The 16,724-nt window shown below is 68.2% G+C and carries 13 protein-coding genes; 10 read left to right on the forward strand and 3 right to left on the reverse strand.

What is annotated here, in order from left to right; translation table 11 throughout:
- Nucleotides 1-4 precede the first annotated feature (4 nt).
- Nucleotides 5-1,966 carry a long-chain fatty acid--CoA ligase gene (locus CK951_RS05195; protein WP_096785144.1) on the reverse strand — a complete coding sequence of 654 codons (1,962 nt, stop codon included), beginning with the start codon at nucleotides 1,964-1,966 and terminating at the stop codon, nucleotides 5-7.
- Nucleotides 1,967-2,176: 210 nt separating this feature from the next.
- Between CK951_RS05195 and CK951_RS05200 the strand changes: the two genes are divergently transcribed.
- The 9 genes from CK951_RS05200 to CK951_RS05240 all read left to right on the forward strand — a co-directional run bounded on the left by CK951_RS05200 (nucleotide 2,177) and on the right by CK951_RS05240 (nucleotide 12,256).
- Nucleotides 2,177-4,099: a PAS-domain containing protein gene (locus tag CK951_RS05200; RefSeq protein WP_096785145.1), complete on the forward strand. Its 1,923-nt coding sequence runs from the start codon at nucleotides 2,177-2,179 to the stop codon at nucleotides 4,097-4,099.
- A complete protein-coding gene (locus CK951_RS05205) occupies nucleotides 4,096-4,803 on the forward strand; it encodes a response regulator transcription factor (protein ID WP_096785146.1) in 708 nt (235 codons plus the stop codon). The genes CK951_RS05200 and CK951_RS05205 overlap by 4 nt, the downstream gene beginning before the upstream one ends.
- 182 nt (nucleotides 4,804-4,985) lie before the next feature.
- Nucleotides 4,986-5,606, forward strand: coding sequence for a 30S ribosomal protein S4 (rpsD, locus tag CK951_RS05210; protein ID WP_096785147.1), 621 nt, complete (start codon nucleotides 4,986-4,988; stop codon nucleotides 5,604-5,606).
- A gap of 235 nt (nucleotides 5,607-5,841) precedes the next feature.
- Nucleotides 5,842-6,927 carry a histidinol-phosphate transaminase gene (gene hisC / locus CK951_RS05215; RefSeq protein ID WP_096785148.1) on the forward strand — a complete coding sequence of 362 codons (1,086 nt, stop codon included), beginning with the start codon at nucleotides 5,842-5,844 and terminating at the stop codon, nucleotides 6,925-6,927.
- Nucleotides 6,927-7,859, forward strand: a complete 933-nt coding sequence (locus CK951_RS05220; RefSeq protein WP_096785149.1) for a prephenate/arogenate dehydrogenase family protein — start codon at nucleotides 6,927-6,929, stop codon at nucleotides 7,857-7,859. The genes hisC and CK951_RS05220 overlap by 1 nt, the downstream gene beginning before the upstream one ends.
- Nucleotides 7,860-7,865: 6 nt before the next feature.
- A complete protein-coding gene (locus CK951_RS05225; protein WP_096785150.1) occupies nucleotides 7,866-8,753 on the forward strand; it encodes an extensin family protein in 888 nt (295 codons plus the stop codon).
- A 124-nt stretch (nucleotides 8,754-8,877) separates the two neighbouring features.
- Nucleotides 8,878-9,426, forward strand: coding sequence for a gamma-glutamylcyclotransferase (locus tag CK951_RS05230; RefSeq protein WP_096785151.1), 549 nt, complete (start codon nucleotides 8,878-8,880; stop codon nucleotides 9,424-9,426).
- 73 nt (nucleotides 9,427-9,499) lie between these two features.
- Nucleotides 9,500-10,675, forward strand: a complete 1,176-nt coding sequence (locus tag CK951_RS05235; protein ID WP_096785152.1) for a biopolymer transporter ExbB — start codon at nucleotides 9,500-9,502, stop codon at nucleotides 10,673-10,675.
- A 3-nt stretch (nucleotides 10,676-10,678) separates the two neighbouring features.
- A complete protein-coding gene (locus CK951_RS05240) occupies nucleotides 10,679-12,256 on the forward strand; it encodes a peptidoglycan -binding protein (RefSeq protein ID WP_096785153.1) in 1,578 nt (525 codons plus the stop codon).
- Nucleotides 12,257-12,567: 311 nt separating this feature from the next.
- Here the strand turns inward: CK951_RS05240 and clpA are convergent, their stop codons facing one another.
- Nucleotides 12,568-14,883, reverse strand: coding sequence for an ATP-dependent Clp protease ATP-binding subunit ClpA (gene clpA / locus CK951_RS05245; protein WP_096785154.1), 2,316 nt, complete (start codon nucleotides 14,881-14,883; stop codon nucleotides 12,568-12,570).
- Between the two features lie 167 nt (nucleotides 14,884-15,050).
- Nucleotides 15,051-15,818: a hydroxyacylglutathione hydrolase gene (gene gloB, locus CK951_RS05250; protein ID WP_096785155.1), complete on the reverse strand. Its 768-nt coding sequence runs from the start codon at nucleotides 15,816-15,818 to the stop codon at nucleotides 15,051-15,053.
- A gap of 63 nt (nucleotides 15,819-15,881) precedes the next feature.
- On the opposite strand from gloB, the gene CK951_RS05255 reads away from it, so the two are divergent.
- Nucleotides 15,882-16,643, forward strand: coding sequence for a methyltransferase domain-containing protein (locus CK951_RS05255; protein WP_096785156.1), 762 nt, complete (start codon nucleotides 15,882-15,884; stop codon nucleotides 16,641-16,643).
- Nucleotides 16,644-16,724: the final 81 nt, after the last annotated feature.

Consider the following 16,724-nt stretch of genomic DNA (forward strand, 5'->3'; position numbering starts at 1 on the left):
GCGTTCATTCCGCAGCCATCCTCTGGCCCGTGCCGCTGGCGACCGCGGCGTCCTCGATCCGGAGCGTGGCGCGGATCGCGCCCTTGCGGCCGTCCTCGTAGGTGACCTCGGTCTCGGTGGCGATGCTGGTGCGCCCGTCGTAGAGCGCGGCGATCAGGTCGTGGTACTTCTCCTCGATCACCTTGCGGCGGACCTTGCGGGTGCGGGTCATCTCGCCGTCGTCGGCGTCGAGTTCCTTGTGCAGGATCAGGAAGCGGTGGATCTGGCAGCCCGAGAGCATCGGGTCGGCGGCGACGGAGGCATTAACCTCCTCGACGTGGCCGCGGATCATCTCGTAGACGGCCGGATGGGCGGCCAGTTCCTGATACGAGGAATAGGCGATGTTGTTCCGCTCGGCCCAGTTCCCCACCGCGTTCAGGTCGATGTTGACGAAGGCGGTGCACATCTGCCGGCCGTTGCCGAACACCACCGCCTCGAGGATCGAGGGGAAGAACTTCAGCTTGTTCTCGACGTATTTCGGCGCGAAGAGGTGCCCGTCCGCCATGCGGCCCACGTCCTTCGCCCGGTCGATGATGCGCAGGTGGCCGGTGGCTTCCTCGAAGAAGCCCGCGTCGCCTGTCGCCACCCAGCCCTCGGCATCCTTGGTCGAGGCGGTGCTTTCGGCGTTCTTGTAGTATTCCACGAAGGTTCCAGGGCTGCGGTAGAACACTTCGCCATTCTCGGCAATGCGGACTTCCACCCCCGGCGAGGGCACGCCCACGGTGTCCGAGCGCACCTGACCGTCGGGCTGCTGGGTGATGAAGACCGAGGCCTCGGTCTGGCCGTAGAGCTGCTTCAGGTTGATCCCGAGCGAGCGGTAGAAGTCGAAGATCTCCGGCCCGATCGCCTCGCCGGCGGTGTAGCCCACGCGGATGCGGGAAAACCCCAGCGTGTTCTTCAGCGGCCCGTAGATCAACTTGTCGCCGATGAAATAGGCCAGCCGGTCATTGACGCTCACCGGCTTGCCGTCGAGGATTGCGGGGCCCACCTTGCGCGCAACCTTCATGTAGTGGTGGAACAGCGCCTTCTTGATTCGGCCGGCATCCTCCATGCGGATCATGACGTTGGTCAGCTGGCCCTCGAACACGCGGGGCGGGGCGAAGAAATAGGTCGGCCCGATCTCGCGCAGGTCGTTCATCATGGTCGTGGCGCTTTCCGGGCAGTTCACGCAGAAGCCCGTCCACATCGCCTGCCCGACCGAGAAGATGAAGTCGCCCACCCAGGCCATCGGCAGGTAGGCCAGCACCTCGTCGCCGGGGCGCAGGTTGTCGAACTCGGCCGAGTTCTTCGAGGTCTCGATGATATTGCGGTTCGACAGGACCACGCCCTTGGGCTTGCCGGTCGTGCCCGAGGTGTAGAGCATCACGCAGGTCGAGTCGTAGGTGAGCTCGGCAATGCGGTGATCCAGCTCCGCATCGAAGCGTAGATGGGCGGCGCGGCCCTCGGCCACCACGTCGTGCAGCCAGTTCATGCGGGAATGGTCGTATTTCCGCATTCCGCGCTTGTCGACGTAGATCACCTGCTCGATGTGGTGGATGCGGTCCTGCACCTCGATGATCTTGTCGACCTGCTCCTGATCGCCGCAGACCACGAAGGTCGCGCCGCAGTGATCGAGCACATAGGCCATCTCGTCGGCCACCGCGTCCTGATAGAGCGGCACCGGGATCGCGCCGCACATCTGCGCCGCCACCATCGACCAGTAGAGCGCGGGGCGGTTCCGCCCCACCACGGCGACATAGTCGCCGCGCTTCAACCCCAGCGCGAGGAAGCCGAGCGCGGTGGCCCGGATTTCCTCGGCCGCTTCGGCCCAGCTCCAGACCTGCCAGATGCCGAATTCCTTCTCGCGATAGGCCGGCGCGTTGTCGAACAGTGCCGCATTGCGCTGAAGCAGCGCCGGAATCGACACGAGATCTCTCGGTCCTGCCATTCCTCTCCTCCCTGAAGCCTTGCGGCCTTCCTCCGGCGACGCCCGGAGGCGCCTGCGGCGAGGATTCTGCGACCCTCTCCCGCTGCGACACCGACGCTCGCCCGCAAAGGTTGCGCGACTTTTTCGCAAACCTTGCGAATTGTAACAGGTGCCGATCCCCCTTCCGCGCGGCCCGGCCGGGGTGCTAGCCAAGGGCAGGGGAGGAGACCGATGGCGGACAAGGACGAGGCGCGCGTGGCGCTGACACGGGCGGGGCTGAACCTGATCCAGCAGGGGCTGTCGATCTATGACAGCAGCCTGAAGCTGGCGGTCTGGAACCGCCGCTTCCGCGAGATGTTCGACCTGCCGGAGCGGCTGGCCTCGGAGGGGGCGGATTTCGCCGAGACGATCCGCTATCTGGTCGAGCGCGGCGAATACGGGCCGGTGGACGATCCCGAGACGGCCGTCCGCAGCCGCGTGGCGGCCGCCCAGACCTTCCAGCCGCATTACATGGAGCGCGAGCGCCCCTCGGGCCGCTGGATTTCGGTCGAGGGCGCGCCGCTGCCGCAGGGCGGCTGGGTCACGGTCTATACCGACATCACCGAGATCAAACTGCAGGAGAGCCTGCTGCGCGCGCGCTCCGAGGTGCTGTCGGGCGAGGTTCTGGCCAATGCCGAGCGGCTGGCGCAGGCGAACCGCGCGCTGGCCGCCACCAACACCGCGCTGGAAGAGGCGCAGCGCGAACTGACCGAGATGGAGGCGCGCACCCGGCTGACCACCGAGATGATGCCGGCCCACATCGCCCATGTCGGCCGCGACCTGCGCTATACCTACTCGAACCGCCGCCTGTCGCAGGTGATCCCGGGGCGACCGTCGGACATCCTTGGCCTCACCGGGCGCGAGGCACTGGGCGAGGATGTCTTTGGCAAGATCCGCCCCTGCCTGCTTCGCGCGCTGGAGGGCGAGCCCTCGGTGCTGGAATTCACCGCCGAGGACAGCGGCACGCGGATCCGCTCGGCCTTCACGCCCGACCGGATCGGCAACGGGCCGATCAACGGCGTCTATATCCTCTCGATGGATGTGACCGCCGAGACGCAGGCGCGCGAGGCGCTGATCCAGACCCGCAAGCGCGAGCTGACAGCGCAGCTGACCAGCGGGCTCGCGCATGATTTCGCCAACCTCCTGACGGTGATCCTGGGGTTGCAGGGCAGGCTCGAACGGCTCGGGCTGCCCGAGGAGGGGCGGCAGCTCGTCTCGGCCACGGTGGCGGCGGCGCGGCGTGGTGGGGTGCTGCTCGACCAGATCGCCTCGATCTCGGGCAAGCGCGAACTGCAGCCGAAGGCGACGGTGCTGCAACGCTTCCTCTCCGACCTGCAGCTGATCGCGACGCCGACGCTGCCCGAGACCGTCCGGCTGGAGATCGAGGTGGCGGGGACGATCCCTCCGGTGATGCTGGACGCGGGCGCGCTGCAGGATGCCGCGCTGAACCTGATCCTGAACGCGCGCGATGCGATCGGCCCCAATGGCGGCACGATCCGCCTGACGGCCCGCGCGGTGCGCGACACCTGGATCGAGATCCTTGTCGAGGATGACGGCCCGGGCTTCACCGAAGCCGCGCTGGAACATGCGCTCGACCCGTTCTTCACCACGAAGGGCGGGGTGGGCTCGGGCCTCGGCCTCTCGATGGTCTATGACCAGATCAAGCTGGCGGGCGGGACGGTCCGCCTCGGCAACCGTCCGGGAGGGGGGGCCGCGGTCCAGCTCCGCCTGCCACTGAAGCCCGCCGACAAGCCGGCCGCGCCGACCCTCGTGCTGCTGGTCGAGGACAATCCCGACATCCGCGAGACCGTGCGCGAGATGCTGCGCGCCAGAGGTCACGCGGTGATCGAGGCCGCCAGCGCCGACGAGGCGCTGACGCTGACCGACATCCCCGGCCTCGGCCTCGTGCTGTCCGACGTGAACCTGCCCGGCCGGCTCTCCGGCGTCGATCTGGCGGAACGGCTTGCGGCGCGCGGCCATCCGGCGCGGGTCGTGCTGATGACCTCGCTTCCCGCCGGCGACCCGCGCCGCCGTCGCGCCGAGGCTGCGGCCGAGGTCCTGTCCAAACCCTTCGACGCCGCCGCCCTCGCCGCCCTTCTCGGAGCCGCCGCATGAGCCGTGCCCCCCATGTTGCCATCCTCGACGACGAGCCGGAGATCCGCCGCATGCTCGCCGATGCGCTGGAGGATGCCGGTTTCCAGACCACCGCCTACGGGCGCGCGACCGAGTTCGAGGCCGCGCTGAAGCGGCGCACGCCCGATGTCTGCCTTGTCGATCTGGGCCTGCCCGACCGGGACGGGCTGGCGCTCGTCCATCGGCTGGCGCTGGAATCGGGTGCGGCCATCATCATCGTCTCGGGCCGTGCACAGGTGCAGGACCGCGTGACGGGGCTGGAACTCGGCGCCGACGACTACATCATCAAGCCGTTCGATCCGGCCGAGGTCGTGGCCCGCGTGCGCGCCCGCCTGCGAAAGGGGCGCGCCGAGACGGCTCCTGTGGCGCAGACCGCGCGCTTCTCGGGCTGGACCGCGCATTTCGACCGCTACCTGCTGGTGGCCGAGGACGGGACGGAGGTCACCTTCAGCCATGCCGAAGGGGAGGTGCTGCGGCTGTTCCTCGAGGCGCCGCGCCGGCTGATCTCGCGGGCGCAGATGCAGGAAAGCCTCGGCGGGGCGGCGGGCGAAAGCTTCGACCGGGCCATGGACGTGCGGATCTCGCGGCTGCGCACGAAGCTGGGCGAGGATCCGAGGAACCCCACGCTGATCAAGACGATCTACGGCGCGGGCTACATCTTCCTCGGCGAGGTCGAGTGGCGCTAGCAGCCCGAGGGGCACCGCCCGTGCGCCGGCTGTTGACACCCCGCGCGGGACTTGTATAAGCGCGCATCCCCGGGGATCGCCCGGGGTTTTCCATTGGTGTTGGTGGCCCCCGCAAGGGGATGACCTGTCGCCCGGGAGACCGGGAAAGGACAACGCCCTTCACAATTCGAAGGAGATCAGCGGTGACCAAACGCACCTCTGCCAAGTACAAGATCGACCGCCGCATGGGCGAAAACATCTGGGGCCGTCCGAAGTCCCCGGTGAACAAGCGCGAATACGGCCCCGGCCAGCACGGTCAGCGCCGCAAGAACAAGCTCTCGGACTTCGGCACGCAGCTGCGCGCCAAGCAGAAGCTGAAGGGCTACTACGGCGACCTGACCGAAAAGCAGTTCCGCAAGATCTACACCGAGGCCGAGCGCGTCAAGGGCGACACCGGCGAGATGCTGATCGGCCTGCTCGAGCGTCGTCTGGATGCCATCGTCTATCGCGCCAAGTTCGTTCCGACCATCTTCGCCGCCCGCCAGTTCGTGAACCACGGCCACGTGACCGTGAACGGCCAGCGCGTGAACATCGGCTCCTACCGCTGCAAGGAAGGCGACGTGATCCAGGTGCGCGAGAAGTCGCGTCAACTGGCCTCGGTGCTCGAAGCCACCCAGCTGGCCGAGCGTGACGTGCCCGACTACATCGAGGTGGACTACTCGAAGATGACGGCGACCTTCGTCCGCACCCCGGGTCTGGGCGACGTGCCCTATCCGGTGCAGATGGAGCCGAACCTCGTCGTCGAATTCTACGCGAAGAACTGACGGGGCGGGGCCGCGCGCCCCGGTCCGCACGGCGGCCCGGTCTTCGGATCGGGCGCCGACGCCTCGGCCGCCCGCTGTTGCGTGGCGGCCTTTTTCGTCCCCAAGATGCAGGGCCCCATGCCATGGCTTGTGGCCACAGGGACGCATTGCCATAGGCGCGACACGTTCCCGTTCAGTTCGCGCTGGTCTCGCTGCCTCGGCAGGGCTAGAACCCGCTGGCAGAGGAAGGTGACCCATGAGCGACGCCATACGCCCCCAGCCCGGCATTCTCGACATCGCCCTGTACGAGGGCGGAAAGAGCCATGTGGCGGGGATCCAGAACGCGCTGAAACTCTCGTCCAACGAGAACCCCTTCGGCCCCTCGCCGAAGGCGAAGGAAGCCTTCCTGCGCTCGGTCCATATGCTGCACCGCTATCCCTCGACCGACCACGCGGGCCTGCGTCACGCCATCGCCGAGGTCCATGGCCTCGACGCCGACCGCGTGATCTGCGGCTGCGGCTCGGACGAGATCATCACCTTCCTGTGCCAGGCCTATGCCGGCCCGCACACCGATGTGGTGTTCACCGAGCACGGCTTCCTGATGTACCGCATCTCGGCGCTTGCCGTCGGGGCGACCCCGGTCGAGGTGGCCGAGCGGGAGCGGACGACGGATGTCGATGCGATCCTTGCCGCCTGCACGCCGCGGACGCGGCTGGTGTTCCTTGCCAACCCGAACAACCCGACCGGCACGATGATCGGACAGGCCGATCTGGCGCGGCTGGCAGCGGGGCTGCCGCCGCAGGCGATCCTCGTACTGGATGGCGCCTATGCCGAATACGTGCCGGGTTATGACGCGGGCCTTCGGCTGATCGAGGAACGCTCGAACGTCGTCATGACGCGGACCTTTTCCAAGATCTACGGACTCGGCGGGCTCCGGATCGGCTGGGGCTATGGTCCGAAGGCGATCATCGACGTGCTGAACCGGATCCGGGGGCCGTTCAACCTTTCGACCACCCAGCTCGAGACGGCCGAGGCCGCGGTGCGCGACCAGGACCACGTGGCCCGCTGCCGCGCCGACAATGCCCGCTGGCGGGTGTGGCTGGCCGAGGCTCTGGCGGAAATCGGCGTGCCGTCCGATACTTCCATGGCGAACTTCATCCTCGCGCGCTTTGCCGACACCGAAGAGGCCGAGGCCTGCGACCTCTACCTGCAAAGCCAGGGCCTGATCGTTCGCCGCGTCGCCGGCTACAAGCTGCCGCATTGCCTGCGCATCACCATCGGCGACGAGGCGTCGTGCCGCCGCGTGGCCCATGCCATCGCCCAGTTCAAGAGGACGCGCTGATGGCAATCTACGAGCGCGTGGCGCTGATCGGGCTCGGGCTCATCGCCTCGTCCATGGCTCATGCGATGCGCCAAGGCGGGCTCTGCTCCGAGATCACCGGGCACGCCCGCAGCGCTGAAACGCGCGCGACCGCGGCCGAGATCGGCCTCTGCGACCGGGTGTTCGAGACGGCGGCCGAGGCGGTCAAAGGGGCGGATCTCGTCGTGCTGGCCGTGCCGGTCGGCGCGATGGAGGCGGTGGCGGCCGAGATCGCGCCGCACCTGAAGCCGGGCGCGACGGTGACCGACGTGGGTTCGGTCAAGCAGGCGGTGATCGCCGCGGTGGAGCCGCACATCCCCGAGGGCGTGCACTTCATCCCCGGCCACCCGCTGGCCGGCACCGAGCATTCAGGGCCGCGCTCGGGCTTTGCCACGCTGTTCCGCAACCGCTGGTGGCTGCTGACGCCCAACGACCGCACCGATCCCGAGGCGCTCGCGCGCCTGCGGTCGCTTTGCGAGGGGATGGGGGCCAATGTCGACACGATGGATGCCGCCCATCACGATCTGGTGCTGGCGGTCACGAGTCATACGCCTCACCTCATAGCCTATACGATGGTCGGAGTCGCGGATCATCTTCGCCGCGTCACCCAATCGGAGGTTATCCGCTACTCGGCGGCGGGTTTCCGCGACTTTACGCGCATCGCGGCCTCGGACCCGACGATGTGGAGGGATGTCTTCTTGACAAACAAGGAGGCCACGCTGGACATTCTCGGACGTTTCACCGAAGAACTTTTCGCGCTGCAGAGGGCCATTCGTCTGGGTGATGGGGATCACCTGCACGAATACTTTACCCGTACGCGCGCGATCCGGCGGGGCATCATCGAGGCCGGGCAGGACACGGCGGCACCTGACTTCGGCCGGACGGGCGGAGGTCCGACAACGGGGAAAGGCTAGGGAACGATGCGGGCATTCGGGGTGGCGGTTCTGCTGACGGGATTACTGGCCGGAACCGCTGTCGCAGATGCCCCCTCGGTATCGCTCCGGCCCTCGGCCAACCCCGCCATGCAGCGCATCGCCGCCGCGACCGGCAGCGAGACCACGCCCGAACAGGTCCTTCGTCCCCGCGCGCGGCCCGCGCTGAAGGTGGCCTCGGCGCCGGTGTCCACTCCGGCTCCCGCCGCCGAGCAGGCGCCGGCCATGAGCTTCCTCGCCCAGCCCGAGCCCAGCCGCAAGCGTGCCGGCATCCTTGGCGCCTTGTTCCGCCCCAAGGCGCGCCCGAAGGAGGAAGTGACGCAGGCGGCGGCCGTCCGCACGCGTCCGGGCAGCGCCATGGTGCAGGGCCGCCGCGGCTCGGTCTGCGGCGATCCCACGATCCGCGGCGAGGCGATCGCCCCCATCGCGGGGCGGATCCGCGGCTGCGGCATCGCCGATCCCGTCAAGGTGACGTCGATCGACGGCGTGCAGCTGAGCATGAGCGCGACCATGGACTGCACCACGGCCCGCGCGCTGAAATCCTGGATCAACCGCGGCCTGCGCCCGAACCTCGCCTCGGACGTGGTGCGGCTGGAGATCGCCGGCGCCTACACCTGCCGTAGCCGCAACAACGTGCGCGGCGCGCCGGTCAGCGAGCATGGCCGTGGCAAGGCGGTGGACATCTCGGGCTTCACCCTCGCCAACGGCAAGTCGGTGAGCGTGGCCCGCGACTGGCGGCGGGACAAGCCGATGCGGGCTGCGCACCGGGCCGCCTGCGGGATCTTCGGCACCACGCTCGGCCCGGGCTCCGACGGCTATCATGAGGATCATCTGCATTTCGATACCGTCAGCCGGCGCAGTCCCTATTGCCGCTGACCCTTCGGTAGCCGCGGACGGCCGCGATGCCGCAGCTTGCGGCGGCAGTCCGGCCACCCCCGCACGATGGGACCTTCCAAACCCCGCTCCGCTGTTGTCTACACGACAGGGCAGGAGGATCGGCATGGACGGACCGCTCTGGGTCTTCGGATACGGCTCGCTGATCTGGGACCCGGGCTTCCCCGTGGCCCGGACGCTGACGGCGCGCCTTGACGGCTGGCGCCGCAGTTTCTGCATGACCTCGATCCACTACCGCGGCACCGTGGATCTGCCCGGCCTCGTCCTCGCCCTCGACCGGGCCGAGGGGGCGCATTGCGAAGGCGTCGCCTTCGAGGTCGCGCCCGGAGCCGAGGCCGAGACCCTCGCCGTCCTGCGCGAGCGCGAGCTGATCTCGCGCGCCTATCTCGAATGCCGGTTGCCGGTCCGGCTGACCACCGCGGACGAGGTGGAGGCGCTGGTCTATGTGATCGATCGCGACCACGTGCAGTATTGCGGCGGGCTGGACCTCGAGGCGCAGGCCCGGATCATCGCGGCGGCGTGCGGTGACCGTGGTCCGAACCGCGACTACCTGTTCAACACGGCGGACCATCTGGACTGCCTCGGGATCCGGGATGCGGATCTCGCGTGGCTGGCGGCGAGGGTGCGCGCATTGAGCAACGGTTCCGAGGGCTGACGGCATTCCCCCGTTGGCAGCCGTCAAGCCTCTGCCTATTGTTCCGGTGCAGAAACAGGGGGCCGACAGCCGAATGCCGAGAACCGCCGTCGAGGCCGCGCCGCATTTCACTCAACCGGTCCGGCAGATCGTGATGATGCTCGTCGTCCTCGCGCTGGTGGCGGTGGGCGGCGCGGTGGCCTTCGCCACGCTCCGGTCGATCTTCCTGTCAAACCCCTATCTGAACGCCGGCATCGGCTTCGTCTTCCTGCTGGGCGTCGCCACCTGCTTCATGCAGATGGTGCAACTCGTCCAGTCGGTGACCTGGATCGAGAATTTCGTGAAGGATCGCCCCGGCTTCGAATATGTCCGCGCGCCGCGGCTGCTGGCGCCTCTGGCGGCACTCCTGCGCTCGCGCGGGAAGCGGATGCAGATCTCGTCCACCAGCTCGCGCACCATCCTCGACTCGGTCGGCACCCGGCTCGACGAGTCCCGCGACATCACCCACTACCTCGCCAGCCTGCTGATCTTCCTTGGCCTGCTCGGCACCTTCTATGGCCTGGCCACCACGGTGCCCGCGCTGGTGCAGACGATCCGCTCGCTCGCCCCGGACGAGGGGCAGAGCGGCGTGGAGCTCTTCGGCGAGCTGATGGAGGGCTTCGAGGGCCAGCTTGGCGGCATGGGAACGGCGTTTTCCTCGTCGCTTCTCGGCCTTGCCGGGTCGCTCGTTGTCGGGCTTCTCGTGCTGTTCACGAGCCACGGCCAGAACCGCTTCTATGGCCAGCTCGAGGAATGGTTGTCCTCCTTCACCCGCCTCACCCCGGCCGGGGTCGAGGGCGAGGGCGGCGAGACCTCGATGGTCGCGGGCGTGCTCGAGCAGATGATCCAGCAGATGGACCGCATGCAGGAGCTGCATGCCCAGGCCGACGTGAGCCGCGATCTGGTGAACGCGCGGATGGCCGATCTTGCCACCGCCGTGGCGCGGCTTGCCGACCGGATCGACGCGCAGTCGAACGGGCAGGCGGCGCTGCTCGAACGCGTGGCGGGGGGGCAGGAACGTCTGGTCGCGGCGCTCGGCGGGGCCGAAGCCTCGGCCTTCGCCGACGCCGAGGCCCGGATGCGGTTGCGGTCGATCGACGTGCAACTGCTGCGGATCCTGGAGGAAATCGCCGCCGGCCGGCAGGAAAGCGTCTCGGACCTGCGCAGCGATCTGGCGGCCCTGACCGCGGCGGTGCGCCAGTTGTCGCGCAGCGCCGTGGCGCGGAGCTAGGTCATGGCCCTCGTGCGGCGCAACGGACGGCGGGAGTCCAACATCTGGCCCGGCTTCGTCGATGCGTTGACGGCGCTTCTGCTGGTGCTGATGTTCGTGCTCACCATCTTCATGGTGATCCAGTCCGTGCTGCGCGAGACGATCACCACGCAGGACACCGAGTTGGACAGCCTGACCGGCCAGCTTTCCGACTTTGCCGATGCGCTGGGGCTGGAACGGCAGAAGACGGCTCAGCTGACTTCGGCGGTGGATGCCGCGCGGGCCGAGGGCGAGCGACAGGCCGCAACCATTGCCACGCTGACTGCCACGCTTGCGGCGCGGGAAGGCGATCTGGCCGCCGCCCAAGGCCGGATCGCTACCTTCGAGGAGCAGGTGGCGACGCTTCTGGCTGAGCGCGATCGCGCGCGGGGCGAGGCCACGAGCCTGACCGCCCGGCTCGAGGATCTGCAGGCTGCACAGGCGAAGCTTCTCACCGAGCAGGAGGCGATGCAGCTGGCCCTCGCCTCGGCGCGATCCGAGGTCGACGCGCAGGCCGAGGCGGCGCGGCTGGCCGCGGCCCGGCGCGAGGCGTTGGAGGCGCTGGTGGCCGAGCTTCGCGGCAAGGCGGCCGAGACCGAGCGGAAGCTCTCCGAGCAGGAGGCCGAGCGTCTGGCCGATGCAATGGCGGCCGAGGCGCTGCGCGAGCGGCTGAAGTCCTCCGAGACCGAGCTGACCGCGATGACGCTGGCGCTGGAGGAACAGCGCCGGAAGGCCGAGGAGACGCTGACCCTGCTGGCGGCGGCGCGCACCGAGGCGGCCCGCGCGGCGGGCGAGGGCGACAGCCGGGCGGCGGCGCTGGCGGCGGCGCGGGATGCGCTGGCCCGCGAGGAGACGAAGGGCGCCGAGGCCGCGCGCCGCGTCGCGCTGCTGAACGAGCAGGTCGCCGCGCTTCGGGCGCAGCTCGGCTCGCTGCAGGGCCTGCTGGATGCGGCAGCCGCGCAGGACAAGGCGGCGAAGGTGCAGCTCGAGAGCCTCGGGACGCAGCTCAACGCGGCGTTGGCAAAGGTTGCGGCCGAGCAGAAGCGGCGGGCCGAGCTGGAAGAGGCCGAACGCAAGCGGCTGGAGGCGCAGACGAAGGACCTCGAACGCTTCCGGTCCGAGTTCTTCGGCCAGCTCAGCCAGGTGCTGGCCGGGCGCGAGGGCGTGCGGGTGGTCGGCGACCGGTTCGTCTTCTCGTCCGAGGTGCTGTTCCAGGCGGGCTCCGCAAATCTCGTGCCCGAGGGACGCGCGCAGATCTCCGGGGTGGCGCGCACGCTGAACGAGATCCGCGATCAGATCCCCGAGGGGATCGACTGGATCATCCGGGTTGACGGGCACACCGATGACGTGCCGCTTTCCGGCTTCGGCGAGTTCCGCGACAACTGGGAGCTGAGTTCCGCCCGTGCGCTTTCGGTCGTGCGCTACATGCAGCAGACGCTGGGCTTTCCACCGTCGCGGCTGGCCGCAACCGGCTTCGGCGAATATCGCCCTGTCGCATTGGGCGGAACTCCCGAAGCCCGCGCCCAGAACCGGCGCATCGAGCTGAAGCTGACGGAACGCTAGCCGGCGCCAAGAGTGTGATGGACAGGCCGCACCCTCCGCGGGCCGACCGGACACTGGCCACGGCGATCTGACAGGGAAGCGCCTGCGGCAACCGTCGCCGTGCAAGCCTCGGTGTGCGCGCATGAGGCCTGCCGCGGATCGGGCCGATCCGCGTCCTGCCGCCAGCGGGCCGCCCGATGACGGACGGATTGACCCCCCATTCCCGCATTGCGCTACCGTCGCTTTCGCAGGGCGTTGAAGCGTGACGCGAGGCAAGGCCTTCGAGAATGCAGACTGAAGAAGGGCGGGGTTTCCCCCGCCCTATTATCCGATCAGTCCGCAGTCAGCAGCGGCGGCTTGGAGCCGGTCAATCTCGGCTTCGGCTCCTCGATCTGCAGGTCGATCGCATCGTCCTTCACGCCCACCTTGACGAGGCCACCCTTCACCAGCCGGCCAAAGAGAAGTTCCTCGGCCAGCGGCTTCTTGATGTTTTCCTGGATCACGCGGCCCAGGGGGCGCGCGCCCATCTTGTCGTCATAGCCCTTTTCACCCAGCCAGGCGGCGGCTTCGGGCGAAAGTTCGATATGCACGCCGCGGTCCATGAGCTGGGCCTCGAGTTGCAGCACGAACTTCTCGACCACCTGAAGGATGATCTCCTTGCCGAGCGGCGCGAAGGAAATCACCGCGTCCAGACGGTTGCGGAACTCCGGCGTGAAGGTCCGCTCGATCGCGGCGGTATCCTCGCCCGAGCGGCGGTCGCGGCCGAAGCCGATCGCCGATTTCGCCAGTTCCGCCGCGCCTGCGTTCGACGTCATGATCAGGATCACGTTGCGGAAGTCCACCGATCGGCCGTTGTGGTCGGTCAGCTTGCCGTGGTCCATCACCTGCAGCAGGATGTTGTAGACATCCGGGTGGGCCTTCTCGATCTCGTCGAGCAGCAGCACGCAATGCGGGTGCTGGTCCACACCGTCCGTCAACATCCCGCCTTGATCGAAGCCGACATAGCCCGGAGGCGCACCGATCAGGCGCGAGACGGCATGCTTCTCCATGTATTCCGACATGTCGAAGCGAAGCAGTTCCACGCCGAGGATCGATGCGAGTTGCTTGGCGACCTCGGTCTTGCCCACGCCGGTCGGACCCGCGAAGAGGTAGTTGCCGATCGGCTTCTCCGGCTCGCGCAGGCCGGCCCGGGCCAGCTTGATGGCAGAGGACAGCGCCTCGATGGCCTTGTCCTGACCGAACACCACCCGCTTGAGGGTCTTCTCCAGATCCCGCAGCACTTCGGCGTCGTCCTTCGAAACGCTCTTCGGGGGGATGCGGGCGATCTTTGCCACCACCGCCTCGATCTCGCGCGGGCCGATGGTCTTGCGCCGCTTGCTCTCGGCCAGCAGGTGTTGGGCCGCGCCGGCCTCGTCGATCACGTCGATCGCCTTGTCCGGCAGCTTGCGGTCATGGATGTAGCGCGCCGACAGTTCCACCGCCGAACGGATCGCTTCCTGCGTGTAGCGCAGGTCGTGATGTTCCTCGAAATAGGGTTTCAGCCCCATCAGGATCTTCACGGTATCCTCGACCGACGGCTCGTTCACGTCGATCTTCTGGAACCGGCGGCTGAGCGCGCGGTCCTTCTCGAAGTGCTGGCGATACTCCTTGTAGGTGGTGGAGCCCATGCAGCGGAGCTTGCCGCCCTGAAGCGCGGGCTTCAGCAGGTTCGAGGCATCCATCGCTCCGCCCGAAGTGGCACCGGCGCCGATCACGGTATGGATCTCGTCGATGAAGAGGATCGCGTCGGGATGATCCTCCATCTCCTTCACGACGGCCTTCAGCCGCTCCTCGAAATCGCCGCGGTAGCGGGTGCCGGCGAGCAGCGCGCCCATGTCGAGCGAGAAGATCGTCGCGCGCGACAGGATCTCGGGCGTCTCGCCGTTGACGATCTTCCGGGCAAGGCCCTCCGCGATGGCGGTCTTGCCCACGCCCGGATCGCCCACCAGCAGCGGGTTGTTCTTGCGACGGCGGCAGAGCACCTGGATGCAGCGCTCGACCTCCTGCTCCCGGCCGATCAGCGGGTCCACGTCGCCCTTGCGGGCCTTCACGTTGAGGTCGACGCAATACTTGGACAACGCAGACTCCTTCGCTTCGCCAGCTTCAGCCTTCGGGGTCTCATGATGCTCCTCCGCGCCCGTGACGGGGCGGGGCTCGCCATAGGACGGGTCCTTCGCCACGCCATGCGCGATGAAGTTGACCGCGTCATACCGGGTCATGTCCTGCTCCTGCAGGAAATAGGCGGCATTCGACTCCCGTTCCGCGAAGATGGCGACGAGCACGTTGGCGCCCGTGACCTCGGTCCGGCCGGAGGACTGCACATGGATGGCGGCGCGCTGGATCACGCGCTGGAAGGCGGCCGTCGGAACGGCCTCGGAGCCTTCGACGGAGGTGACGAGGGTGGACAGGTCGTCGTCGATGAAGTCCACGAGCGTCTTGCGCAACTCGTCCAGGTCGACCGAGCAGGCCTTCATCACGCGCGAGGCGTCGGGCTCGTCGATCAGCGCCAGAAGCAGATGCTCCAGCGTGGCGAGTTCATGACGGCGGGCATTCGCAAGCGCCAGAGCGCCGTGGATGGCTTGCTCGAGAGTGGTCGAAAAAGATGGCACGATCGGGTGCTCCTGTCCTGCGGGCCGGAGGGGCGGAAGGCTCCTCCAACCTTGGCCTCGTAAGAATTAAAGTTCGGTTTTCTGTGCCGCCCTTCAAGTGTTATTTCCGGCTTCTTTCGCTTTCCGACATCCTCTTCGCAAAAAGTGATCGGCCGTCCGCACGCGCGTCAGAATTTGTCCTTCCGTGCGCGGATTTCGGCGAAAACCTCGGCATCCGGTGCATCCGGCATGCCAACCGCCGCCTTCAGCGCCGCAACATTCGCGCGAAGGAAGGGATTGGTCGCCATTTCATCCGAAAGTTGCGAGGGAACGGTCGGCCGGCCCTCCCTCCGGGCCGCGGCGATCGAGCCGGAGCGCAAGATAAGCGCGGGATTTTCGGGTTCAAGGGTGCGGGCGAAGCGTGCATTCGCCTCGGCGTATTCGTGGCCCGAACAGACCAGCGTGTCCGGCGGCAGCGCGGAAAGTTTGCGCAGGGACTGCCACATCATCGCTGGGGTGCCCTCGAAGAGCCGGCCGCAGCCGAGCGCCATCAGGCTGTCGCCCGTGAAGACAAGGGCGGAGGCCGGAAAGTGGAAGGCGATGTGGCCGACCGTGTGGCCGGGCACCTCGATCACCCGTCCTTCCTCGCTGCCGATTGTGATGCTGTCGCCCTCGCCAAGCGCCGCGTCGAGACGCGGCAGGCGGTGCGCATCCGCGGCCGCGCCGAGGACCCGGGCGCCCGTCTCGGCGCGCAGTTCGTCGACCCCGGCAACATGGTCTACGTGATGGTGGGTCAGGAGAATCCCGGACAGGGCCCAGCCGTGCCCGGCCAGCGCCGCGCGGATCGGCGCGGCATCGGGCACGTCCACGACGGCCGTCGCCCCGGTCGCGGCGTCGTGGACCAGGTAGGCGTAGTTGTCGCCGAGACAGGGCACGGTGACGAGTTCGAGCGGCATGGTTTCTTCTCCCTTTCCTTTGTAGTGTGGCGCTCGATAGTGCCCGGACAAGGCTGGCCCGCAATGCATCTCGACGTGCTCGACCTGCGCAACTTCTACTACAGGACCCCGCTCGGGCGGGTGGCGCAGCGTGCCGTGCGCGACCAGATGACGACGCTCTGGCCCGACGCCAAGGGCCAGACCGTGGCCGGCTTCGGTTTCTCGGTGCCGCTGTTGCGGCCCTACCTGTCCCAGGCGCGGCGGGTGATCGCGCTGATGCCGGGGCCGCAGGGCGTCATGCCCTGGCCCGCGGGAATGGAGAACGTCTCGGTGCTGTGCGACGAGGGCGCCTGGCCGCTTTCGACCGGGATGGTGGACAGGCTGGTGCTGATGCACGGGCTGGAAACGTCGGAGCATCCGTCCGAGGTGCTGGCCGAGGCCTGGCGGGTGCTGGGGCCGGGGGGCAGGGCGCTCTTCATCGTGCCGTCGCGCTCGGGTCTCTGGGCGCGCCGGGACGGAACCCCCTTCGGCTTCGGCCGGCCCTATTCGCTGGCCCAGCTCGAGGCCCAGTTGAAGCGGCACGACTTCACCCCCGAACGCTCGCTGGCCGCGCTGTTCGCGCCGCCGCTGCATCAGCGGTTCTGGCTGAAGACGGCGGACTTCTGGGAGGCCGGCGGACGCCGCTTCGCGCCCTGGCTGGTAGGGGGCGTGCTGATGGTCGAAGCCTCCAAGCAGGTCTATGCGCCGACCCGGTCCGGCCTGAAGGCGGTCGTGTCGAGGCCGCTGCGTGTGCTCGAGGGCCTGCCGCAGCACATGCCGGCGCCCACCAACCGCAGCCTCGACTGACCCCGGCGCGAACCGCGGCCCGACCGTTAGCGGCACCACGATTCCGTCAGTACGGCCGCCGCCACCGGTCATGTCGCCGCA

The sequence above is a fragment of the Rhodobacter sp. CZR27 genome (genome assembly GCF_002407205.1).
In the GTDB taxonomy this organism is placed as follows: Bacteria; Pseudomonadota; Alphaproteobacteria; order Rhodobacterales; family Rhodobacteraceae; genus Cereibacter_A.